18 protein-coding genes and 1 tRNA gene are annotated in these 22,660 nt (G+C 65.2%); 13 read left to right on the top strand and 6 right to left on the bottom strand.

Translation table 11 applies throughout. The features are described from left to right. Positions 1–25: 25 nt before the first annotated feature. Both E3T51_RS13640 and E3T51_RS13645 read right to left on the bottom strand, forming a co-directional pair. Positions 26–1,918 (bottom strand): helicase-associated domain-containing protein, encoded by a 1,893-nt coding sequence (locus tag E3T51_RS13640; RefSeq protein ID WP_134530289.1) that lies wholly within the window; start codon positions 1,916–1,918, stop codon positions 26–28. Continuing rightward, positions 1,918–2,193 (bottom strand): hypothetical protein, encoded by a 276-nt coding sequence (locus E3T51_RS13645; RefSeq protein ID WP_134530290.1) that lies wholly within the window; start codon positions 2,191–2,193, stop codon positions 1,918–1,920. The genes E3T51_RS13640 and E3T51_RS13645 overlap by 1 nt, the downstream gene beginning before the upstream one ends. 93 nt (positions 2,194–2,286) lie before the next feature. Between E3T51_RS13645 and E3T51_RS13650 the strand changes: the two genes are divergently transcribed. Both E3T51_RS13650 and E3T51_RS13655 read left to right on the top strand, forming a co-directional pair. Next, positions 2,287–2,667, top strand: coding sequence for a cold-shock protein (locus tag E3T51_RS13650; protein ID WP_104192184.1), 381 nt, complete (start codon positions 2,287–2,289; stop codon positions 2,665–2,667). Next, complete coding sequence (locus E3T51_RS13655) at positions 2,660–3,397, top strand: DUF3027 domain-containing protein (protein WP_134530291.1); 738 nt, start codon at positions 2,660–2,662, stop codon at positions 3,395–3,397. Before E3T51_RS13650 ends, E3T51_RS13655 begins: the two co-directional genes overlap by 8 nt. 183 nt (positions 3,398–3,580) lie before the next feature. Here E3T51_RS13655 and serC read toward each other — a convergent pair whose 3' ends face one another. Next, positions 3,581–4,699, bottom strand: coding sequence for a phosphoserine transaminase (gene serC, locus E3T51_RS13665; RefSeq protein WP_134530293.1), 1,119 nt, complete (start codon positions 4,697–4,699; stop codon positions 3,581–3,583). A 133-nt stretch (positions 4,700–4,832) separates the two neighbouring features. On the opposite strand from serC, the gene E3T51_RS13670 reads away from it, so the two are divergent. The 9 genes from E3T51_RS13670 (at position 4,833) to E3T51_RS13710 (ending at position 15,815) form a co-directional block, all read left to right on the top strand. Continuing rightward, the gene (locus tag E3T51_RS13670) at positions 4,833–5,552 is read left to right on the top strand and encodes an iron-dependent transcriptional repressor DtxR (protein WP_134530294.1); all 720 of its coding nucleotides are present in this window, start codon (positions 4,833–4,835) and stop codon (positions 5,550–5,552) included. A 373-nt stretch (positions 5,553–5,925) separates the two neighbouring features. After that, positions 5,926–6,639, top strand: a complete 714-nt coding sequence (locus E3T51_RS13675) for a C40 family peptidase (protein ID WP_241989329.1) — start codon at positions 5,926–5,928, stop codon at positions 6,637–6,639. A 346-nt stretch (positions 6,640–6,985) separates the two neighbouring features. Then, positions 6,986–7,483 (top strand): HNH endonuclease, encoded by a 498-nt coding sequence (locus tag E3T51_RS13680; protein WP_134530295.1) that lies wholly within the window; start codon positions 6,986–6,988, stop codon positions 7,481–7,483. 138 nt (positions 7,484–7,621) lie between these two features. Continuing rightward, positions 7,622–7,696 (top strand) — tRNA-Arg (locus E3T51_RS13685). A 436-nt stretch (positions 7,697–8,132) separates the two neighbouring features. Next, on the top strand, positions 8,133–8,297 hold the full coding sequence (locus E3T51_RS17550; protein ID WP_166806485.1) for a hypothetical protein: 165 nt from the start codon (positions 8,133–8,135) through the stop codon (positions 8,295–8,297). A 34-nt stretch (positions 8,298–8,331) separates the two neighbouring features. Then, the gene (locus E3T51_RS13695) at positions 8,332–8,673 is read left to right on the top strand and encodes a DUF1129 domain-containing protein (protein ID WP_134530296.1); all 342 of its coding nucleotides are present in this window, start codon (positions 8,332–8,334) and stop codon (positions 8,671–8,673) included. Between the two features lie 460 nt (positions 8,674–9,133). Further along, complete coding sequence (locus E3T51_RS13700; RefSeq protein ID WP_134530297.1) at positions 9,134–13,093, top strand: Pls/PosA family non-ribosomal peptide synthetase; 3,960 nt, start codon at positions 9,134–9,136, stop codon at positions 13,091–13,093. Between the two features lie 17 nt (positions 13,094–13,110). Beyond that, a complete protein-coding gene (locus E3T51_RS13705) occupies positions 13,111–14,439 on the top strand; it encodes a M1 family metallopeptidase (protein ID WP_134530298.1) in 1,329 nt (442 codons plus the stop codon). Positions 14,440–14,750: 311 nt separating this feature from the next. Then, complete coding sequence (locus tag E3T51_RS13710; RefSeq protein WP_134530299.1) at positions 14,751–15,815, top strand: type IV toxin-antitoxin system AbiEi family antitoxin domain-containing protein; 1,065 nt, start codon at positions 14,751–14,753, stop codon at positions 15,813–15,815. Positions 15,816–15,992: 177 nt separating this feature from the next. On the opposite strand, the gene E3T51_RS13715 is transcribed toward E3T51_RS13710, so the two are convergent. Continuing rightward, positions 15,993–16,601: a 4'-phosphopantetheinyl transferase family protein gene (locus E3T51_RS13715; RefSeq protein ID WP_166806486.1), complete on the bottom strand. Its 609-nt coding sequence runs from the start codon at positions 16,599–16,601 to the stop codon at positions 15,993–15,995. Positions 16,602–16,663: 62 nt separating this feature from the next. Here E3T51_RS13715 and E3T51_RS13720 point away from each other — a divergent pair, with 62 nt between their 5' ends. Both E3T51_RS13720 and E3T51_RS13725 read left to right on the top strand, forming a co-directional pair. Then, positions 16,664–17,680, top strand: coding sequence for a magnesium and cobalt transport protein CorA (locus E3T51_RS13720; RefSeq protein WP_134530301.1), 1,017 nt, complete (start codon positions 16,664–16,666; stop codon positions 17,678–17,680). 77 nt (positions 17,681–17,757) lie between these two features. Further along, positions 17,758–21,540 carry an ATP-binding protein gene (locus E3T51_RS13725; protein WP_134530302.1) on the top strand — a complete coding sequence of 1,261 codons (3,783 nt, stop codon included), beginning with the start codon at positions 17,758–17,760 and terminating at the stop codon, positions 21,538–21,540. 218 nt (positions 21,541–21,758) lie between these two features. Here the strand turns inward: E3T51_RS13725 and mscL are convergent, their stop codons facing one another. Beyond that, positions 21,759–22,244, bottom strand: coding sequence for a large conductance mechanosensitive channel protein MscL (gene mscL / locus E3T51_RS13730; protein WP_241989330.1), 486 nt, complete (start codon positions 22,242–22,244; stop codon positions 21,759–21,761). 4 nt (positions 22,245–22,248) lie between these two features. Continuing rightward, positions 22,249–22,623 carry an FmdB family zinc ribbon protein gene (locus E3T51_RS13735; RefSeq protein ID WP_134530303.1) on the bottom strand — a complete coding sequence of 125 codons (375 nt, stop codon included), beginning with the start codon at positions 22,621–22,623 and terminating at the stop codon, positions 22,249–22,251. Between the last annotated feature and the right edge of the window lie 37 nt (positions 22,624–22,660).

The raw sequence follows: 22,660 nt of genomic DNA on the forward strand, positions 1-22,660 counted from the left end.
TCGGTTGGTGTCAGCGCACCAGGGGTCAGGGGGCCGGGGTGATGCTGAGGATACTTTTAAGTGGCAGTGTGCGCTCGATGTCGGCCCGCCGGTCGCGAGCGCGGAAGCGTCCGTTGCTGACGCTGGCCGGTTCGAGCAGGTAGTCCACAACGGCGCCGCCGGGCATTGCGATGCTGACCAGGATGGTCTGCTTGGCCTTGATCGCGGTGTCGAGCTGGCGGGCGAGCCAGGCATCCGCTACTGAAACGCCACTTTCAGCGCGGAGCCGCAGCTTCTCGACCAGGTTGCGGGCGGTGTCAACCGTCGGTGTCTGCGTGACGCGGGCGATCTGGTGTCGGCGCAAGTGCACGATTTCACCGAGGTCGTCTTCGGCGGCAACGGGATAACGAGCGTCACTCAGCGCCCAAAAAACGGCGTCACCGGCAAAACGGCTGAGCAGGTGTTCGCTGTCGCCGGCGCGCACGAGTGCGAGCGGTGCCAGCGTCTGGTCGACGGCGATAGTGCCGAGCAGCGCCGCGTCAGCTGAGCATACGTAGCTGAGAAAAACGGTGCTGTTACCAGCCGGGGCGATCGGGGCGTTCGGCCCATCGGTGAGACTTCCAACTCGCACCCGACCGTACCGCGAAGCCGATTCGTTGATGAGGTAATCGACCGGCTGCGGAATGCCGGTGAGTGAGATCGACGCCAGAAAAGCGAGCAGCGAGTCTGCATTCTCCCCCGCGGCCAGGGCGCGATTGACGGATGCCGCGGTGATGCGATAACTCGACGCAAGCTCTCGACTTTCCACGTCGGCCATCCCGCGCAGCCGGGAGTCTATCGACGGCGCGAGCGGGCCTGGCGCGACGATCGAGAGGTCGTGCTGCAGATACACCGCGCCGACTTCAGCCGGCAGCGCGGTCGCCATAATGTCGACGGCTACCTCGAGGTCACCGCGCAGCACGCTGGCTCCGGCCGTGCTGGTGGTGTCATGGGCGGTGATGCCGAGCAACTCAGCGTCGCGGGCGAACTCGGTTAGCTGGGCGAGCATCCACTCGCCGCCGGCCGGATAGAGCCAGGCGATAAACGCACTGAGTTCGTCACCCCAGTGCAGTCCGGCCTGGCGCGGAAGAATATCGGCCACGATCGGCGGGAGCGCCGCCAACCACGCCACGGCCAAGGCCGCCCAGCGGGAGGTCGTGTGCTCGAGCAACCAGGCCTCTCCGGCCTCGGTCTCCATCCAATATCCGTCGGAGTGGGCGAGCAAGTCGGCCCGGGAAGCCAAGGCCAGGATCGGGGCAACCAGATCGATGTCGACCGTCATTACGGCGGCGAGGCGCTTGGTGTCGGGCAGTCCGAGCCCACCCCGACTCAGCTGCCGGGCGGGCTCGCGGCACAGCTCGTTGACCAGCTCAGCGATCGACGACACCACCCCGAAGGCGCGCTCAGCGGCCAGCTGGTCGACGAACACAATCTCGGTGTCGGGCACGGCGGCGAGATTGACCGGGGGTAGAGCGACGGCGAGGTCGGCGGTACCCGGTAGGCCCTGGGCTGGCCAGCGCGCTAGATGAGCCGAGACGGCGTCGTAGGGAATGCAGCATCCCTCGCTGAGCTCGGCCAAGAACAAAGCGTGCAGGGTGTCGACCCGGCGGGCCACTGCGGCGGGCACGACCTCGGTTGAACCCAATTCAGACAAACGGTTCGTCACCGCGCCCAGCGTCGGTACAGAATTGCTGCTGGTGAGTTGAGCGGCTACGGCCAGAACGGCAAGGGTCGGGCGGTCCAGGTGGCTGAGGGCCGATTGCACATTGCCCGCCTCAAGCAGGGCTTCGGCCAGATCGAAGAAGTCGTGGATGCCGTTCGCAGAAACGCCCCGCACCCCGATAACGTGCCGCAGCTCGGCATCGGACAGGACCCGAAGTCTCGATGCGAGGCCGAGCATTACTCGCGGTCTCGTCGAGCGGCGCGACTGCGGCGAACTCCCACAGAGATGATGAGCACGATAATAAGCACGAAACCGATGGGCAGGCCGTAGAGCGGCAGGATGAAGATTGGCGGCCAGATGCCGCGACTGAACCCGTCATTTTGGCCGACGCCCATCGCGGTTGCGATGATCACCGCGATAAACGCGAGAATCGACAGCCCCACCACACTCGCCACCATATAAGCGAGCACACGTTCCAGCCGGCTGACGGTTTGCGGAGTTTGATTGGTCACAGACTAAGGATACGGGCACGCGGGTGCCGCAACCGAATATGCTGGGAGTACACCCCGCGCTCTCCTGTGCGCCCAAAACTCAGTGAGGTTCAGATGCCCACCGGCAAGGTCAAGTTCTACGACGAGGAGAAAGGCTTTGGCTTCATCACATCCGATGACGGTCAGGAGGTCTTTCTCCATGCTTCCGCCTTGCCGTCCGGCGTCACCATCAAGGCCGGCGCGAAGCTCGAATTCGGAATCGCCGACGGAAAACGCGGCGCCCAGGCGCTGTCGGTGCGCGTGATTGAGGCTCCTGTGAGCCTGTCGAAATTCAACCGCAAGCCGGCCGACGACATGTCGATCATCGTCGAAGACCTGGTGAAGCTGCTCGACGGTATCGGCACCAATCTCAAGCGTGGCCGCTACCCAGAATCGAGCCACAGCAAGAAGATCGCGGCGATGTTGCGCAAGGTCGCCGAGGAACTGGATGCCTGAGGTCGCTGACCCACAGAACGACGCACAGCCGGCCGACGCGCAGCCGGCCGACGCGCAGCCGGCCGACGCGCAGCCGGCCGACGCGCAGCCGGCCGAAACAACTAGATCGACCGACGCCACCCTGCTCGCGGCCGTGGAGCTGGCGCGCACGGCGCTGCTGGAGATCACGACCGACGACACCATCGGCGAGGTCATTGGCCACATCGACGAAGGCGACCTCGTGGTGTCGCTGTTGTTTGACTGCCTGCTGACCGGCTATCCGGGCTGGCGCTGGACGGTCAGTCTTGCGCGGGTCGACGAGAGTTCCGAGCCGAAGGTTCTTGAAACCGAGCTGACTCCTGGTGATGACTCCTTGCTCGCGCCTGAGTGGGTGCCGTGGTCGGATCGTCTCGTCGACGACGACATGACAGCGGATGATGACGAGTCTGACGAGGACGAGGACGAGGACGAAGACGACGACTCCGACGACGACGACTCCGACGACGACGACTCCGACGACTCCGACGACTCGGACGCAGACGATGCGGAGTCAGACGAAGATACGGAAGACGACGCAGACTCGGTCGACGACGACGCGGATGACTCCCTCGATGCTCTCGACGGCATCGACTTCGACGAAGCGCTAGCGGCGGCGGAACTGAACCCAGGCGAACCCCACGACGCCGAGGCCGACGCCGATCACAGTGCACCACAGCCACCAACCCGGTCCCGGCGCGCTCGCCGCGCCTGACTTTGCGGTGCCTGGCGCCGTTACCTCAATGAAGAGGGCGGCGCCGAGAGCGACCAGCCAGAGCAGGGTGCCGACGAACAGTGCCGTGCGGGCATCCGTTCTAGCAGGCAGCGGATCGGGTCGGCGTTCGCTGTCTTTCAACCAGAGACGCATCGTGCGATCCTTTCGTTGTGTTTTGTGCTGCTAGTTTCCGAGGTGCGCGACGACGTGCTCGATGGATGCCACGAGCTTCTTGACATCTCCGGGGTCGATGGCGGTGAAGGTGGCGATGCGCAGTTGGTTGCGGCCGAGCTTGCGGTATGGCTCGGTGTCGACGATGCCATTGGCGCGCAGAGTCTTGCTGATTGATGAGGCGTCGATGGCGTCGTCGAAGTCGATCGTCACGACGACCTGTGAGCGGTGCGTCGGGTCGGCCACGAATGGGGTCGCGTAATCGACGCCTGCCGCCCAGTCATACAGAACGGATGACGACGCCTGCGTTCGCGCAGACGCCCACGCCAGCCCGCCGCTCTGGTTGATCCAGTCGATCTGGTTTTCCATCAGCAGGAGGGTGCTGAGGGCCGGCGTGTTGAGCGTCTGGTTCAGGCGGGAATTGTCGACCGCGTTCTTGAGGCTGAGGAACTCGGGTATGTACCGGCCGCTCGCGGCAATGCGTTCGACGCGTTCGAGGGCCGCAGGGGAGAACAATGCGATCCACAGGCCACCGTCGGAGGCAAGGTTTTTCTGCGGAGCGAAGTAGTAGACATCCGCCTGGCTCGCGTCGAAGTCAATGCCGGCGGCGGCGCTGGTGGCGTCGATGACGGTGAGCGCGCCAGCGTCACCATTGACTCGGGTAACCGGGGCCATGACGCCGGTCGAGGTTTCATTTTGGGGCCAGGCGTAGACGTCGATGCCGTCGCGCACCACAAAATCGCTGCGTGAACCAGTGTTGGCCGTGATTACGTCGGGGGCTTCAAGCCAGGGGGCACCGGCCGCCTTGGCAAACTTGCCGCCGAACTCCCCGAACACTAAGTTTTGCGCGCGGTTTTCGATGAGGGAGAAGGCTGCGGCGTCCCAGAATGCGGTCGAGCCGCCGTTGCCGAGCACAACTTCGTAGCCGTCGGGAATGCGAAACAGTTCGCCCAAGCCGGCGCGCACGCGTCCGACGAGGTCTTTCACGGGTGCCTGGCGGTGCGAGGTGCCGAGCACTCCGGTGCCGAATCCGAGCAGATGGTCGAGCTGTTCGCGCCGGATTTTCGATGGGCCGCAGCCGAATCGACCGTCGAGGGGGAGTAGATCGGTGGGTATCAATAGGTCGGGCATACGGCGATTCTAGTTGCCCTGCCGCGGGCGGGTAGGCTTGTGACGCTGTGCGGGCCACTACCGAGGCCGCCAACGGAGCGCCGTTCTATCAGTCGATGAGCGGTGCGCGCACGAGCCGAATGAAGGGTTGCGGATGAGCGATCTGATCGACACGACCGAAATGTATCTCCGCACCATCCTCGACCTGGAGGAGGAACAGATCGTGCCCCTGCGGGCCCGCATCTCCGAACGACTCGGACACTCCGGCCCGACCGTCTCGCAGACCGTCGCCCGCATGGAACGTGACGGCCTCGTTATCGTGTCCGGCGATCGGCACCTGGAACTAACCCCAACCGGCCGCAGCAAAGCCGTGCACGTAATGCGCAAGCATCGTCTGGCCGAACGCCTACTCAGCGACGTGATCGGTCTCGAATGGGAGTTCGTGCACGATGAAGCCTGCCGCTGGGAACACGTGATGAGCGAGCAGGTCGAACGCAAAATTTTGGAGATGCTCGGTCACCCGACCGAATCTCCCTACGGCAACCCGATTCCGGGCCTGGACGAACTCGGTGATTCCCCTGCGGTCGCGTTCATGGCCGGCGTGACCAACGTTCTTTCCGTGGTGGCGAGTTCGACCGTGCCGGTAACGGCGGTCATCCGCCGTCTTGGTGAACCGGTGCAGTTCGACCCTGAGCTGCTCCTGCAGCTCAAGCAGAGCGGCGTCATGCCCGGCGCGACCGGGGTGTTTTCAGCCGCCGGATCGTACGTTCTAGTTCAGGTCGAAGGTTTCGGTGCCGGGTTAGAGCTGCCCAATGAGGTCGCCGGGCACATCTTCGTCACCACACCGACCGGCTACAGCCCGGTCGCTCACTGACGCTGCGCCGGGTTCGCAGCGCGTTGAATCGATCCAGTCGTCTCGACCTGCTAACTGGTTCGTTACCAATCCGTTAGAAATGTGCCGTTTCAGGGTGACAAATGGGCGTCGCTCTTGTAGCCTCGGGATGTCCCACAGACCATGAAAGGTCGAAGGACTCTGATCAAGACGCCTGCTTGCCCCGTCTCTTGATCTACGAACACACCCGCGATTAGCGAAGTGGACGGGACAACAACCTAGTGTTGTCGAGGCGCCGGAGGTTAAAACTTTGGCTGCATTAGGAACAAGAAGGTCCCGTCATGGGCTGAACCGCGCATCGGATTCTCTGGAAAAAGTGGAATCGTCGGCACACTCTTACCGTGCCGTGCCTCGGGTGGCACCGAAGAAGCGACGTGGCGGTATCGCCAACATCGTCGTCATGACCCTCGCTACCGGCCTTGTTGCCACAATGGCCCTTCCGGCATACGCCTTTGCTCCCGGCTCGAAAGATGCCTCCTTCAAGGCCACCGAATCCACGGAGATGTCCAAGGCGCAAGCGCAGGCCGTTGATGTCGATGCCGAGGCGGCAACCGTGAGCGTTGCCCGAGAGGGTTTCACTGCGACTACGCCCGAAGAGCTGGCGGCAACCGCCGCTGCCGCCGCGGCGGAAACCCGTCGCGTCGAAGTCGCCGCGCAGATGACCTCCTATGCCGCGAGCTATTCCGGTCCGAGTGTTGCCGACTTCCTGGCAAACCCGACCTATCCAAATTTCGATCTCGCATCCGTTTTCAATGTGGCCTCGCAGTACCAGGGCACACCGTATGTCTACGGCGGCGCTACGCCGGCCGGGTTCGACTGCTCAGGCTTCATCATGTACGTCTACGCGCAGTTCGGAATTAGCCTGCCGCACTCCTCTGTTGGCCAGGGAGCGGCCGGAACGAAGATCTCGATCGAAGACGCCGTGCCGGGCGATCTCGTGATCATGGACGGTCACGATGGCTTCTACGCCGGCAACGGAAACATCCTGCACGCGCCCTACACCGGCCAGTCCGTGCGGATCCAGCCCATCTGGACTAGCGACTACTACATCGTGCGGATCGGCATCTAATTCGCCCCTTCCGGTGAACACTAGGTAACAGCTCACACGAATGGCGCATACAGGTTTACCTGTTGCGCCATTTGTGGGTTAACCTAGTGCCCTGATGTAGTTTGTAGGTCCGAAAGGAGAGCCAATGCACAAGCGACGCACTATCCACACCATGGATGTACGCGGTCGCGAGTGCTTTCGGCATAGTTGTCAGAGCGAGAAGAGCTGTGTGAGCAGCCAGAAGGCGTTGTCATTGCGACGGCGCCTTTTTTTGTACTCTTTTTCGCCCCGTCGCGCTCCCGTTCTTCACGCATCGGATGTAGTTCGAATGGCTGGAAGCCGTCCAGCCTCCTTCGAAAGGGAGCGCATGCGCACACTGGTACTCAATGCGGGCTATGAGCCCCTCGCCGTCGTCTCGTTCAAACGAGCGCTCATTCTGGTGATGAATCAGAAAGCCACGATCGTGCAGTCCGATCAGGGCCATCCCGTTTTCGCGGCCTCGGGCTCGTGGGATCGTCCGAGCGTCATTCTGCTCACGCGGTACGTGCGCATCCCCATGTCGCGACTGGTTCCGGTCAGTCGCCGCGGAGTCTTGCGCCGTGACGAGCATCGTTGCTGCTACTGCGGCAAGTCGGCGGCCACGATTGACCACGTGTTGCCGCGTTCGCGCGGTGGCCGTGATACCTGGGACAACCTCGCCGCGTGCTGCCTAAAGTGCAATAACCTCAAGAGCAACCACACTCCGGCCGAAATGGGCTGGGAGCTGCGCTTCACTCCGCGGATGCCTCAGGGCACTACCTGGATTGTGCGCGGAGTCGAGCGCCCCGAGCAGGAATGGGACGCCTATCTGGCCCCGGCCGCCTAGCACGGCGCTTTACCGCCGGGGCAACAGGCGACATTAAAAACATCGTCACAAGCGTGTTGACGGGGCGAAAGCTTGCCACGCGACAACGCGGGTGGCGCGCTCGACCGAGCGTACTGATCGGCTAAACTTGCCGGACCAGCCTCTGTAGCTCAGTGGAAGAGCAATTCCGTCCTAAGGAAATGGCCGGGGGTTCGAATCCCTCCAGGGGCACCATGCTTTGAGGCCCTGCATCCCCTGTAAACACTGGGCTGTAGGGCTTTCGCCATTCTGACGTATTTTGGCCAGTTCAAAGGCTCGATTAGTGACTTTGCTGCCGGATATAGAAACAATCAGGGAATCGAGTCGAGGCAGCCTCCCATCCTTCGGCGGCCGAAGGCAACGCGCGCGGTGAAAAGATGGAGACACGCGCGACCTCCCATGCGCCTTCATTCCGTTCGAGAACATGTTCGCCGTGTAGAGACCGGACCAACGTCCAGCCTTTCCGCCCCGCCGCGTTGATGTAGTCAACTTCCTCGGCGCGCGACACTGGACCCACGATCCGAGTGGCTTCGGTGTCAGCGACTGGGGTGGTACGACGGCTATCGAAACGCTGCTGGGCTGCCTGGCGGGACGTTCCCAGTGCCTTACCTATTTTGAGGAGCAAGGTCTCGTGGATCACGTATGGGAGCATGAGGCCGCGGGACCTGGTCGGAAGGTCTTCGCGCTGACGGCACGGGGCAAACAGGAACTCAATCTCTCGATCGCGACATGGAACAGTATGAACAACACCCTCGCTACCTTGCGACGAAACGATAGGACGCACGATGTCGTATGAAAAGGACTTAGCTTTCAATCTACGCACCCGCGGGATGTCGGAATCTCAGATCATCGAAGTGATCAGCGAAGTTCGCGCGCACGCGGCGAACGGCGTTTCTGCAGAAGCGGAGTTCGGGACACCCGAGGAGTACGCTTCGAGCTTCCCTAAAAGTAAACGGCGCACACGAGGAGTTCGCGTAGTCACCGCGGCCGTACTTATCGCGATCGCCTACGGCGTTACCGTTCTCGCGCTCATGGTGCTTTTCAATTTCGACATCAGAGCAGTCACCGGCCCGGTAACGCTGTGGCCCGCGTTACTCATCATCGTGCTCGGTGTTCTCGGAGGGTTCCTGATCGACTACCTTCGGCCGCCGCCGCGCGCGAATCGTGCGTAGCAGACCTTGCCCGCGCGCAGAGTCATGGCGCGCTATATCTACCTACACAGTCCACAGCGGATGAGCGTTGGTGTGTTGGCTGCGCACCTACAGATCACTGGCCGTGCAGGCTGGACCGGTCACCCAGCGGGAACTGCGGCGACGGCTTCGATCTCCACGAGAGCGCCCGCGAGTGCCGGGGTGAGTGGGGGAACGCCTGGGAAAGTGCAGTGCGCTGGGCCGCACGCCGAGCAAACGGTTCACATATTGGTCGTAGCGACACGCAAACACCTGCAGATCACTCGACACCGTGAGAATCATAAAGACTCCTCATGCAACTGCTGCGCCCGACGTGGCAGGCTCGCCGCCAGCGCAGGCCCTACGCGACGGCACTGTTCACGCGCGCGTTACCCGCAAGTTCTAGACTGGTACTTTCGCGGCGGGCCTCACTATTACTGCCACGACCTGAACGAGGAGTCGTGTGAGCGAGCACCAGTACAGCCCAGCGGGCAACAGCGGGCACGCGCAGGCTGTGCTCGCGGCCGGCCACCGGGCACCGCCAGCTCGTACCCTCGCCGACATCCTTTCGCAGACCGCGGCGCAGCATCCTGACGCTCTAGCCTTGGAAGATGCGGCAGGCACGATCAGCTATCGCGGCCTGTTGCGGCGGGTGCAGTCCCAGGCGAACGCGCTGAGCCTGGCCGGAGTACGCCGCGGGGACACCGTAGGCATTCGCATTCCCTCTGGAACCCGCGACCTGTACGTGTCGATCCTGGCCACGTTGTTCGTGGGGGCCGCCTACGTTCCTGTCGACACCGATGACCCGGAAGAACGCGCGCGGTTGGTCTTTGCCGAGGCACACGTGGTTGGCATCATCGGGGAGAACAGTTTTTTCATGCCGCGTGCGGGCCTCGACCTGCAGGCGCTCCGGGGGCGACCCGTGCCGCGGCACGATGACCCGGCGTTGGTTTTTCCAACTGGCAACATACCCAAGCCCGGCGACGACGCCTGGGTCATCTTCACCTCCGGCTCGACGGGCCTCCCCAAGGGCGTCGCGGTCACACATCGTTCAGCGGCTGCCTTCGTCGACGCCGAGGCCGGACTGTTTCTGCGCGACGAGCCGATTGGCACCAACGACCGGGTTCTGGCCGGCCTGTCAGTGGCCTTCGACGCGAGCTGCGAAGAGATGTGGCTGGCCTGGCGCAACGGCGCCTGCCTGGTGCCGGCCCCGCGCTCCCTGGTGCGCAGCGGCGCCGACCTCGGTCCCTGGCTGATTGCCCACGGCATCACCGTCGTCTCGACCGTGCCAACCCTCGCCGCACTCTGGCCGGAAGAATCGCTTGAAGCAGTGCGGCTGCTGATCTTCGGCGGCGAGGCCTGCCCGCCCGAACTGGTCGCCCGCATCAATGCCCGCGGCCGGGAAGTGTGGAACACCTACGGCCCTACTGAAGCGACCGTCGTAGCCTGCGGCGCACTCGTCGACGGTGTCGGTGAGATGCGCATCGGCCTGCCGCTCGATGGCTGGGACCTCGCCGTTGTCGATGCCCACGGCAACCGGGTAGCCGAAGGAGAGACTGGCGAGCTCATTATCGGCGGCGTGGGTCTGGCCCGCTACCTCGATGCCGCCAAGGACGCCGAGAAGTATGCTCCGCACCCGCAGCTCGGCTGGAGCCGCGCCTACCGCAGCGGCGACCTCGTGCGTTTCGACCCGCGCGGTCTGGTCTTCGCTGGCCGTGCCGACGACCAGGTGAAACTCGGCGGGCGCCGGATCGAGCTCGGTGAAGTGGATGCTGCCCTGAGCGCTCTCGACGGAGTGGCCGGCGGTGCCGCTGTGGTGCAGACCACCCCGGCCGGTAACCACATTCTGGTCGGCTACATCGCTCTGACCACCACCAGCGCGCCGTTCGACCGGCAGGCCGCGATCGTCAGGCTGCGGGACGAACTGCCGGCCGCGCTCGTGCCGCTGCTCGCCATCGTCGATGCGCTGCCCACCCGCACCTCTGGCAAGGTCGACCGGGCGGCATTGCCGTGGCCATTGCCCGCCTCGCAGCCCGGGTTGGACGACGATGCGAAGGCGCTGTCACCGACGGCGGCTTGGCTGGCCGAGGCGTGGGCATCCATTTTGGGGGTGCCGGTGACCGGGCCCGACGACGATTTCTTTGCCCAGGGCGGCGGCTCGCTCTCGGCCGCGCAGTTCGTGTCAGCCGTGCGCGCCCGACACCCCGAAACCACCGTCGCCGACCTATACGACCACCCGCGCATCGGGTCGCTGGCCGAGGAACTCGACGCCCGCACCCCCGTGACGCCGACTGTCGTACGGCAGGTGTTGCCGACGCCGGCTCGCAGTCAGTTTGCCCAGACGGTGCTCGGCATTCCGCTGCACGTGCTGAGCGGCGCCCGCTGGCTGGTTTACCTCGCCATCGCTAACAACCTGCTCAGCCTGGCCGGCGCGACCTTCGCCCCAACCCTGTCGTGGTGGTGGGTAGCGCTTGGGTTTGCACTGTTTGTGACCCCGCCCGGCAAGATGCTCATCGCCGTGGTGGCGGCCCGACTGTTGCTGCACGACGTGATGCCCGGCAACTATCCGCGGGGCGGCTCCGTGCACCTGCGGCTATGGCTGGCCGAACAGATCGCGCTGCTCGTCGACGCGGCGAGTCTCGCCGGGGCGCCCTGGATCAGCTACTACGCGCGGGCCCTCGGCGCCGAGATCGGCTCCGAGGTGGACCTGCACTCGTTGCCGCCGGTTACCGGGCTGCTCACCATCGGTGCTCAGGCGTCGATCGAACCCGAGGTCGACCTGGCCGGGCACTGGGTCGACGGTGACGTGCTCCGCATTGGCCATCTTCATGTCGGTGCCGATGCTCGGATCGGCTCCCGCAGCACCCTGCTCGGGGGCGCGCACGTTGGCGACGGCGCCGAGATTGAACCCGGTTCCGCGGTCTCGTCGCGTGTGCCAGCCGGGGAGCGGTGGGCCGGTTCCCCCGCTCGCCGCGTCGGGTCGGGCCGCCGCCCGTGGCCGGCCGAACGTCCGTCGCGCGCCAGTCGCTGGCTTGGCGCCTTCGCGGCCGGGTCGGTGGCGATGACCGCTATCCCTACGATTGCAATCGTGCTCGGCGTGCTCATCGTCGGCGCCGCCGTCGGCGACGCCGACGGCCTCGGCGTTGCTGTGCTGCGCGCGGCTCTGATCATGCCGGTCGCCGTCGTTGGCGGCGGCCTCGCCTATGCGCTTCTGGTGATTGCCTTCGTGCGCGCGCTCGGCGTTGGCCTGCGGGAGGGTTACTATCCCGTGCGCAGCCGTATCGGTTGGCAGGTCTGGATGACCGAACGCACTCTCGACGGTGCCCGCACGGTGTTGTTTCCGGTCTACGCGAGCCTGCTCACGCCCACCTGGCTGCGACTACTCGGGGCTAAAGTCGGCGCCGATGTCGAGGCGTCGACCGTGTTGCTGCTGCCCTCGCTCACGACCATTGCGCCTGGCGCGTTTCTCGCCGACGACACCATGGTCGCCTGCTACGAACTTGGCGGCGGCTGGATGCATATCGGGCCCGCCAAGGTAGGCCGCCGGGCCTTCCTCGGCAACAGCGGCATGGCCGGCCCCGGCCGCACCGTGCCGCGCAATGGGCTTGTCGCGGTGCTCTCGTCGACGCCCCGCAAAGCCAAACGCGGCTCGAGCTGGCTCGGCAACCCGCCGGCCCGCCTGCGCCGCAGGCAAACGGATGCCGATGACTCGCGAACCTTCCACCCTCCCGTTCGCCTGAAAGTAGCCCGTTCGCTGTGGGAACTGCTGCGCATCGTGGCCGGCTTCACCACCGCCTGGATCGCCCTTCTGGTACTGGCGCTGCTAGACCTGCTCTGGCTGCAGCTCGGCCTCGGTGCAGCGATCGGCCTCTCGGGTGTAGTCATGCTCACGGCCGGTGCGGTGGCTGCCGGGGTCACGACGGTGGTCAAGTGGACGCTGGTCGGGCGCATTGACGCGTCGGAGCATCCGCTCTGGTCATCGTTCATCTGGCGCAACGAGGTGTCGGACAGTTTCGTCGAGATGGTGGCTCGGCCGTGGTTTGCCGAGAAGGCATCTGGCACGCCGGCGCTCGCCGTGTGGCTGCGCACCCTCGGTGCCACCGTGGGCAAAGGCGTCTGGTGCGAAACGTACTGGCTGCCCGAAGCCGACCTGGTGCGGCTGGGGGCTGGCAGCAGCGTGAACCGCGGCTGCGTCGTGCAAACTCATCTGTTTCACGACCGGATCATGCAGCTTGACATGGTCGTGCTCGCCGAGGGCGCCACGCTCGGGCCTAACGGAGTCATTCTGCCGGCGGCGTCCATCGATGCCGGGGCGACCGTCGGGCCCGGGTCGCTCGTGATGCGCGGCGAACGGGTGCCGACCGGTTCGCTCTGGTCTGGCAACCCGATCACGCCGTGGCACCAGCCGCCGTGGGCTCGTTGAGCGTGGATAGTTCAGCGATGGCTCAGACTAAGCAGACGACCTACGGGTCGGCCAGCGCCGGTGATCCCTACCTTCCCACCAGTGGTAATGGTGGCTATACCGCCGTGCACTACGACGTGACCCTGGACTACCGAGTAGCCACCAACCGGTTGAATGCGACCGCGATCATCACGGCGCGGTCCCTCATGATGCTCGACCGGTTCAGCCTCGACTTCGCCGGGCTCACTGTGGAGAAAGTCACCGTGAACGGCGCGCGGCCGACGAAAGTCACCCACAGCGCTCGTAAGCTGGTGATCAGCCTCGCCACGACCATCGACGCCGGGGCCGTATTTGAGGTGGTGGTGCGCTATCGCGGGGCGCCGCATCCGGTGCGCAGCGCCTGGGGCGACGTCGGCTGGGAAGAACTCGACGACGGCGTGCTCGTCTCCGGGCAGCCGTGTGGGGCCCCGTCCTGGTTTCCGTGCAACGACCACCCGAGCGACAAGGCCACCTCTCGCATCACGATCGCCTGCGAATCCAGCTACACCGTGGTGTCGAACGGGGTGTTGTCGAGCCGGTCGAGCCGTTCCGGCCGCACCACCTGGATCTTCGACGTGCGCGAGCCGATGGCGACCTACCTCGCCACGGTGCTGATCGGCCGCTACCGCCGCCTTGACCTGGCCAACACTCCGGTCGCGCACAGCCTGTACTTTCCCGCCCATCTGGCGACCCGTGTCGGTATCGACTTCGCCCGCCTCACCGAGATGATCGCGTTTTTCGCCGACCGGTTCGGGGCCTATCCGTTCGCGTCCTACTCGGTCGTCGTGACCGACGACGAGCTGGAGATTCCACTCGAGGCGCACGGCCTGGCCATATTTGGAAGCAACCACATCGACGGCGAGCACGGCAGCGACCGGCTGATCGCCCACGAGCTGGCACACCAGTGGTACGGCAATAGCCTGACCGTGGCCCGCTGGCAGGACATCTGGTTACAGGAGGGCTTCGCGTGCTACGCGGAATGGCTGTGGGAGGAGCAGCGCGGTGGCCGCACGGCCGACGCCCTCGCCGTGCTGCACCGCGGCCGGGTTGCGGCGCTGCCCCGTGACATTGTGATCGGCGACCCCGGCCCGCACGCCATGTTCGATGACCGTGTCTACAAACGAGGCGCGCTCGCCCTGCACGCCATTCGCAAATCTCTCGGCGACGAGGACTTCTTCGCGACCCTGCGCGCCTACACGGCGGCCCGGCGATACGGGCAGGTCTCGACCGACGACTTCATAGAATTTTTCTCCGAACACACCGGCAGCCGGGCGATCGGCGGGTTCGTGGCCCGCTGGGTGCAGGACAGCGCGCTGCCGAGCCTCTGATTACAGGGCACGAGGCGTGGCCGGGTTCGGGCGTGGGTGTGGTTGCGCTGCGTGGGAGTTGCGCCTTGGCCAGTACTCCCGCGCCTTTCGTAGCGCTGGACCTGCGCCAGTACGCGGTAGTTCCGCCTCCCGCGCAGCGGCTCAACTCCCGCGTGGCGTGAAACGGATGCTCGCGGTCATCCGTCGCTCAGCGGATGGCACGCTAGGACGAACCGCGTGTTCCTCCTCCACAGGTGGGTGTGGGCCCTGGGTTCTGCACGGAGGGGGCAAGCCGCCTCCCGCAGCAGGCGCCTTCCGGACACTCTGGTTCTATGTCTCAGCCCGACCCAGAACCCAGCGCCAGCTTCGGCATCGTTCCCCGAGGCGGCGCCGGTCTCATCTCCCAAACGAGCACCGACCCCGATCCGTGCGACGGCCTCATCCTCGCGTCTGATCTGGCAAGCGCCCTGGGCGTCGATTTTCGCTTGCGACGGGAATCAACACGGGGCCGACTGCAGCGGGTGAGCCGCGGTCTGTACTACCCCAGCGCGCGTTGGAACCAATTGCGGGAGGACCAGCGCTATCTGATCCGGGTGCGCGGGGCTGCCCTCATCCGGCGCGGTCAGGCGGTGCTCTGCCACCACTCGGCCGCCGTGCTCTGGGGGCTGCCGATGCTCGTCGGCTGGCCGGGGGAGGTGCATCTGCTCACGGAACGAGCCTCGGGCGGACGATCGGATCCGGGTATCCGCAGGCATGCTCTCGGCATGGATTCCCGCGACGTCACGACCATCGACGGACTACTCGTGACGACCATCGAACGTACCGTGGTCGATTTGGCCGCGACCCTCGATCTGAAATCCGCCGTGGCAGTGGTCGACCGCGCGCTCTATCAGGACCGGTTTAGACGCACCCTAACCCTGACTACCAAGGTTGCGCTTCTGGCCACGCTTGAGCGGATGCTGCCCTTTCGCGGTTCCCGCCGCGCCCGTGCGATCATCCAGTTCGGAACGCATCTCTCCGGTTCGCCAGCGGAATCGGCTAGTCGGGTGAACATCGCCCTGAGCGGATTTCCCGAACCGGAACTGCAGCATCCGTTCATCGTCGATGGCAAGGAGTGCGAGACCGACTTCTACTGGCCCGAGATCGACGGTGTGGGGGAGTGTGACGGTCGGGAGAAGTATTTCAACGCGAAGTATCTGGCCGGTCGCTCTCCCGAGCAGGTGCAGTATGACGAAAAGCTGCGCGAGGACGGAATTCGCCGTCAGGTACATGGATTCACCCGCTGGCCGGCTTCGGTCGGGATGAGCCAGTACTCCCTGCGGCGGCGGCTCCTGGAGCTCGGACTGCAGCCCGGCCCGCAGCGCGCCCTGCGCGGCCTGGAACGCCCCCAGCCGTAACGGCGGGGTGGTCGCGTCGCGCTGGACTTGCGCCAGTGCGCGGGAGTTCCGGCCTGGGCGGAACCCCAGCGCCACGCGTCGCGCTGGACCTGCGCCAGTGCGCGGGAGTTGCGCCTCCCGCGCAGCGGCGCAACTCCCGCTCAGCGTGAAACGGATGGCCGCGCGCTGGCGCCGAGCCTACGAATCGCGGCGCAGCTCCACCTCGGGGGCCTCGGCGCTGAAAACGGCGAGGGTGCCGATCAGTCCGGGGCCTGCGTCGAAGCCCACGACGTGCACCCGGTTCAGATCGAGGGTGGAAGTCGGCCATCTCCATAAAACGGATGCCCCCGCCCACCCCACAGTCAGCTCTCGCGGGTCCACCGTCAGGCCCTGGCCCGAGAGCTTGAGCAGGGCTTCCTTCGTGGTCCAGATCCGGGCGCGCGCCCGGTCGCGCTCGCCGACCGGCACAGCGGCCAGCGCTGTGCGCTCGGTCGCATTGAACGCGACATCATCGAACCCGGCACGGCCGACCGCCGTGACGCTCTCGATGTCGACCCCGATCTGCCCGACCAGGGAGACGGCGACGGCGACGGTATGGCCGGCTCGACTCAGGCTCACGTGCACCGCGCTTGGCTCCAGGACGCGCGGGCGGCCATGCGCTCCGCCGCAGCGCTCGCAGCGTTGCTCGATGGTGACCGGGCCCCGCGCCGAGCAGACCAGGGCCACGGCGGCGGTGAGCCGTGCGCGGTCGGTCTGGGGGAGCGTCGCGCGCGGAGCGAGAAAAAGGGAGACATCCGTTTGCGGCACCCTCAAACGTTACCGGGCGGTGTAGGCGAATGACACACTAGAAGATCGAACAAGGAGAGCCGATGGCGCTGGTTGATAATGCGGTTTACGTGGATGGGCACCGGGTCTCCACCCCGCACACGCTCGACGAGACCTTTGAAGTCATGAAACAGAACAAGGGTTTCGCCTGGATCGGCCTGTATCGGCCGAGCGAGTTGGAAGTGCGGGCCGTCGCCACCGAGTTCAGCCTGCACCATCTAGCCGTGGAGGACGCGCTCGCCGGTCACCAACGGTCGAAGATCGAACGGTACGGGGACATTCTGTTCGTGGTGTTGCGCCCGGCCCGCTACATGGACGACGAGGAACGCGTCGAATTCGGCGAGCTGCACGTGTTCGTCGGGCCGGATTTCGTCGTCACCATCCGCCACGCTGAATCGCCCAACCTCGCGCAGGTGCGGGAGCGCATGGAGCAGACGCCGCACTTGCTCGCACTCGGTCCGGAAGCCGTGCTCTACGCCATTCTTGACCAGGTCGTCGACGAATACGTACCGGTCGTCGCCGGCCTCGAAAATGACATCGACGAGATTGAAGACCAGCTGTTCGACGGCGACCCGGAGGTCTCCCGGCGCATCTATGCGCTGTCGCGCGAGGTGATCGAGTTTCAGCGGGCAACCCAACCACTCGTGACCATGTTCGAGTCCATGCAGCGTGGCTTCGATAAATACAACGTCGATTTGGAACTGCACCGGCACCTGCGTGACGTGCTCGATCACACCCTGCGGGTTGTGGAACGTGGCGACGCTTTTCGGCAACTGCTGCAGAATGCGCTCACCGTGCACAGCACCCTGGTCGGCCAGCGCCAGAACGACGAAATGCGCCACCTGTCAGAGACGAGCCTCGCGCAAAGCGAGGAGGTCAAGAAGATCTCCAGCTGGGCGGCGATCCTGTTCGCACCGACGTTGGTGGGAACTGTTTACGGCATGAACTTCGACCACATGCCCGAGCTCCATTGGGCCCTGGGCTATCCGTTTGCCCTCAGCCTGATGCTCGCGATGGGTATCAGCTTGTACGTCGTGTTCAAACGGCGCGACTGGCTGTGAACGTCAGTTGGGGCCAAAACCCGCGAAACCCCGGCCGCCTCAGGGTAAACCGGTGATTTGCCAATTAGGGTATCCCTGTGTGGCACCTCGATAAAAAACAAGATGACGACGACGTGCTTTCCAAGTACCTGGGCGGCGTCCCTGCCGACCCGCAAAACGTGACCAGTCCACACAACCTCAGTCTGGGCGACCCGGCCTTCACCGCGGGAAACATCGCCGAACCGGTCTGGCAACGCTGGCGCGACGAACTAGCAGCCCTCGGCGGACGATCGCCCCTGCTGCACTTCACCGACGAAGCCCGCACCCGCATCGAGCTCAGCGCCACGCACCCCGGCGGCCTGCCGCAGTTCATCATCGGCAAAACGACGCTGCTGTCCAACCTTATTCGCGACGAACTGGCGCTGCGCAACGCCCGCCTGGCCGCGAACGAGATCACCCAGAAAGGTATCGAACTGCGCTCCATGCGCGGCCTCGAGTCTGTCAACCTCGCCATCGGCCTTGCGGAGTGGCGCTATCAGGACATTGATTACAGCGCCCCGGTGCTGCTGCGTCCCCTCGCCATTCGTCGGTACGGACGCGACTACGAACTCAAGCTCAAGGGCCAACCTTTTCTCAATCCCGAACTCGCCCGTGCCTTGAAAGACCAGTTTCAGATCGTGCTCGACGCCGACGCTTTTGTGGCGCTCGCCGTGACCAACGGCGCCTTCAAGCCGCAACCTGTCATCGACCGGCTGCGCGGGCTTACCTCGCACCTGCCCTGGTTCAACGTCGTACCCCGCCTCGTCGTCTCCTCATTCGCAGACGTGGGCCGGGCGCTCGCCGCCGACGCGTCGAACCTCGACCATCCGCTGCTCGACGCCGTTGCCGGCAACATGACCGCTCGGCGCAACATCGAGACCGCCTATAACCCGGTCGTACCAATCGGGCAGGACGCCCGCCCGCCCGCCACCGACACGCTGCTCGGTGATGCCGACTCCGAGCAGGAGAACGTTGTCGCGCAGATCGCAGCCGGCAACTCCCTCGTCGTGAAAACGCTGCCCGGCACCGGTGGCACCCAAACGATCGTCAATGCGATCGGCTCGCTCGTGGCCCAGCACAAGCGGGTACTCGTGGTGAGCGCCCGCCGCTCCAGCCTCGATGGCATCCGCGGCCGCCTCGTGCAGGTGGGCCTGCCCGGCATCGCCGTCACCCCGCGCACCCTGCGCCGCGACCTGATCCAGTCGATCACCCGAAACGAGAAAGCGGCCCAGCCGCGGGTCGGCGACGTCGATGACGCACTCGTGCGCCTGCGCAAGGTGCTGCTCGACTACCGTTCGGCGCTCACTCGCCGCGACTCCGCTCTCGGTGTCTCTGTGCTCGACGCATTGGGCGAACTCGCCCGGCTTGCTCAGCTGCCTGAGCCGCCGTCGACCACGGCCCGCCTCGACCGGCACGCCCTCGAACTTCTCGCCCATTCCCGGTCGGCCGCCGCCAACACCCTGATCAAGGCCGCCGTTCTCGGCGAATTTCGGTATGGGCCCGGCGACTCGCCCTGGTACGGCGCCTCGTTCACCTCCACAGCGGATGCCTCCAACTCGCACCAGCTCGCCAAACGCATCAACCAGATCGAACTGCCCCGGCTGCTTGAACGCGCCAACGGCCTGATCGGTCAGACCCGATTGCGCCCGTTCGAGACGATCAACGAACTCGGGATCTACCTGCGTCTGCTGCTGGATATTCGCGAAACCCTCGACAAATTTCAGCCCGGCGTCTACGACCGGTCGCTCACCGAGTTGATCGCCGCCACGTCGTCGAGGCGTGAATCGTCTGAGATGAGTTCGGCCAGTCGGCGCAGACTGCGAAAGCTCGCCGAGGAATACCAGCGCCCCGGCGTGCGGGTCAACGACATGAACGAGAGCCTGCGGCGCATCCAGAGCCAGCGCACGCTCTGGCAGCGCTACGCAGCCGCCGGCGTCACTCCGGAGGTGCCGGTGGGCATTAACGACGTGCACGTTGCTTTTCAGCGAGTCTCGGAAGACCTCGGTCTGCTCGACATTCCGCTCGGCACCAGCGGCACGCCCCGGGTCCTGGCCGGGCGTCAGCTGAATGAGCTGGTAGCGATGATCTCCGGCCTCGCCGCTGAGAGCGAGGTGCTCGCGAACCTGCACGAGCGCACAGCGCTGCTGGCGACGCTACGCGAACACAACCTTGACCCGCTGATGACCGACCTGTCCCAGCGCCACGTGTCGGAAGAGAACGTCGCCGTCGAGCTCGAGCTGGCCTGGTGGCAGTCGGTGCTCGAAATCATGCTCGCGAGCGACCGGGCACTGCTGGGTGCTAACACCCAGGTATTGGACCGCCTCGAGGCTGATTTCAAACTCGTCGACGAAGCGCACGCATCCGCTACCGGCAAGCTGCTGGCCTGGTTGCTCGCCGAAACCTGGAAGATCGGCGTCGTCGACTTTCCCGAGGAAGCCGACCAGCTGCGCCGCCTGCTGCGCGCCGATCGTGCCACCCCGGCCCGACTCAATGAGGTCGCACCCCACCTCGGTCGAGTGCTCGCCCCGGTCTGGCTGGCCTCGCCCTACGAGATCGCCGGAATCAGCGACCAGATCACCTTCGATACCGTGTTGCTGGTTGACGCCGGAGCCACGACCCTCGCTGAAAACGTCGGTGCGATTCGCCGCGGCCGACAGATCGTCGCGTTCGGTGATCCGGTCACACAGACGCCGTCAGCATTCGAGACCGGCATCGCCGGTTCGGGGGAGACCGCCGTGCCCGACGCATCGGTGGACGCCCTGCACGCCGATTCTGCCCTGGCCCGCCTCGGCGAACTGCTGCCGACCCTCACGCTCACTCGTAGCTATCGGGCTGGCGGGGAGGACCTCGCTGAGCTCGTCAACCATCGCTTCTATGGCGGACGCATCGATTCCCTGCCCTGGGCCGGAAGTTTTCTCGGCCACGGCAGCCTCACCATCAACTATGTGGCCGGCGGCCGCGGCATGCCCGACGCCGACAGCGGCGCCATCGAGAGCGTCGACGCGGAGGTCGTGAAGGTTGTCGATCTCGTGCTCGACCACGCCTCGAAGCGTCCGCGCGAATCGCTTATGGTGATCACCGCGAGCACCCGGCACGCCGTGCGTGTGCAGCAGGCCGTGCTCGCGGCGTTTGCCAAGCGCACCGACCTTTCCGATTTCATTCTCAAAGACCGCAGCGAACCGTTCACCGTACTCACCCTCGAGCAGGCCGTGGCACAGAGCCGCGACCGGGTCATTTTCTCGATCGGCTACGGCCGCACTCCGCACGGTCGCCTGCTGTCGAACTTCGGTTCACTCGGCGAACCGGGCGGCGAACGCCTGCTTGCGATCGGCATGACCCGTGCACGTCGCGCGCTCGACATCGTCTCCTGCTTTCGTCCCGCCGACATTGACGAGGACCGCCAGCGTCACGGTATCCTCGCCCTGTCCCAGGTGCTCAGCGAGACCGAAGCCCGTCGTGACGAGGTGCAGGTTCCCGACGCGAGCGAGGCCATGCTGGTCGATCTCGGCCACCGCCTTGAGAAGCTCGGCCTCAGTGTGCGGCTCGGCCACCGCGGCAAGCTGGCCCTCGCCGCCTCCTATGGCATCCGCGCCATCGTGGTCGAGACGGATGCCGTCGTCAATCGTGCGAGCCTGCGCGAGTCGCTTCGGCTGCGCCCCGAAGTGCTGCGCCGACTCGGCTGGCACTACCTGCGCGTGCACAGCTTCGAACTGTTCAGCAACCCCGACGCCGTCGCGGCGCGCGTGGCCGCAATCGCCGGTGTTCCGCCGGCGGATGCCGCTCCCCGTGCCTTTCCAGCCGGCGACGCCCCCACAGTCACCCCGAAACGCCCGGGCGCATGAGCGGCTCGGAGGATGTGCCGCGCCTGGGATCGGCCCGCCAGCCGATCGTGAAGGCGGCAGGCAGGGCCCGGCGCGCCAGACTTCTGCCGGCGCCGGATACCGACCCCAACCCGCACCCGCCGGTATTGCGCGAAGAGGGCGGCGTCGCCCACACTGGCAGCGCACCGAGCGCGAACGAGGCACAGTTGCGGCAGGATCGCCCGCCGCACTGGTAGCTGCTAGTGTTTGGGGCCCTGGTCAGGCGCGGCTGGGGCGGCGTTCTTGGCCAGCAGATCGCGGATCTCGGTAAGCAGGTCGAGCTCGGTCGTGGGGTCCACAACGACGGCCGCAGGAATACCCGCGTTGCGACGGCGGTCCTGCGCCTCCTTGAGCTTGTTCAGCGGCAGCACGATCGCAAAGTAGACCACCGCAGCGATCAGCAGGAAGTTGATCAGCGCGCCAATGACGGCACCGAACAAAATGCCGTCCCCACCCCGGAGCGGGAGGACGAGCGAGTCTGCCAGGGACTCGGCGCTGAAGATCGACGCGATCAGCGGGTTGAAGATGCTCGTGACGATGGCGGTGACGAGCGCGGTGAACGCCGTGCCGATGACGACGGCGACCGCGAGGTCGATGACGTTGCCGCGCATGATGAATTCTTTGAAACCGTTGATCACGGGGTGCTCCAAACGGATGACTTGGGCGACCGTCTTTGTCAGCGCCATCTGCCTAAGACGCCTTCGCGGCCGGAACGGAGGAGGACGAGGAAGGCGAGGGCGAGGACGCCGAGCTGTCTTTTTTCGCCGGCGTACTGTCGGACTTCTTCTCGGTCTTGGTTTCCGCGGGTTTGCTCGCCGAAGAGTCGGACTTATCGGCTGATTTCTCGGTCGGCTTGCGGTCGAGATTCGGGTTGGACCGCTTCGCATCCGCTTTGGAATCGTTGCTGTAGAAACCCGAGCCGCTGAAGGTCACGCCGATCGAGGAGAACACCTTGCGCAGCTTTCCCTGGCAGGTCGGGCACACCGTGAGCGAGTGGTCGGTGAAGGCCTGCTGGATATCGAAAGCGGTGTCGCACGCGGTGCAACGGTAAGAGTAGGTAGGCACTGCATCTCCAGCTGGTTGAGCCGACAGGCAAACGCCT

The sequence above is a fragment of the Cryobacterium serini genome (assembly GCF_004404025.1).
GTDB lineage: Bacteria > Actinomycetota > Actinomycetes > Actinomycetales > Microbacteriaceae > Cryobacterium > Cryobacterium serini.

Excerpts from the sequence above, each read along its gene's own strand:
- E3T51_RS13640 (WP_134530289.1), bottom strand. The coding sequence starts at position 1,918 with ATGCTCGGCCTCGCATCGAGACTTCGGGTCCTGTCCGATGCCGAGCTG.
- E3T51_RS13650 (WP_104192184.1), top strand. The coding sequence starts at position 2,287 with ATGCCCACCGGCAAGGTCAAGTTCTACGACGAGGAGAAAGGCTTTGGC.
- E3T51_RS13655 (WP_134530291.1), top strand. The coding sequence starts at position 2,660 with ATGCCTGAGGTCGCTGACCCACAGAACGACGCACAGCCGGCCGACGCG.
- serC (WP_134530293.1), bottom strand. The coding sequence starts at position 4,699 with ATGCCCGACCTATTGATACCCACCGATCTACTCCCCCTCGACGGTCGA.
- E3T51_RS13670 (WP_134530294.1), top strand. The coding sequence starts at position 4,833 with ATGAGCGATCTGATCGACACGACCGAAATGTATCTCCGCACCATCCTC.
- E3T51_RS13680 (WP_134530295.1), top strand. The coding sequence starts at position 6,986 with ATGCGCACACTGGTACTCAATGCGGGCTATGAGCCCCTCGCCGTCGTC.
- E3T51_RS13695 (WP_134530296.1), top strand. The coding sequence starts at position 8,332 with ATGTCGGAATCTCAGATCATCGAAGTGATCAGCGAAGTTCGCGCGCAC.
- E3T51_RS13705 (WP_134530298.1), top strand. The coding sequence starts at position 13,111 with ATGGCTCAGACTAAGCAGACGACCTACGGGTCGGCCAGCGCCGGTGAT.
- E3T51_RS13710 (WP_134530299.1), top strand. The coding sequence starts at position 14,751 with ATGTCTCAGCCCGACCCAGAACCCAGCGCCAGCTTCGGCATCGTTCCC.
- E3T51_RS13720 (WP_134530301.1), top strand. The coding sequence starts at position 16,664 with ATGGCGCTGGTTGATAATGCGGTTTACGTGGATGGGCACCGGGTCTCC.
- mscL (WP_241989330.1), bottom strand. The coding sequence starts at position 22,244 with ATGGCGCTGACAAAGACGGTCGCCCAAGTCATCCGTTTGGAGCACCCC.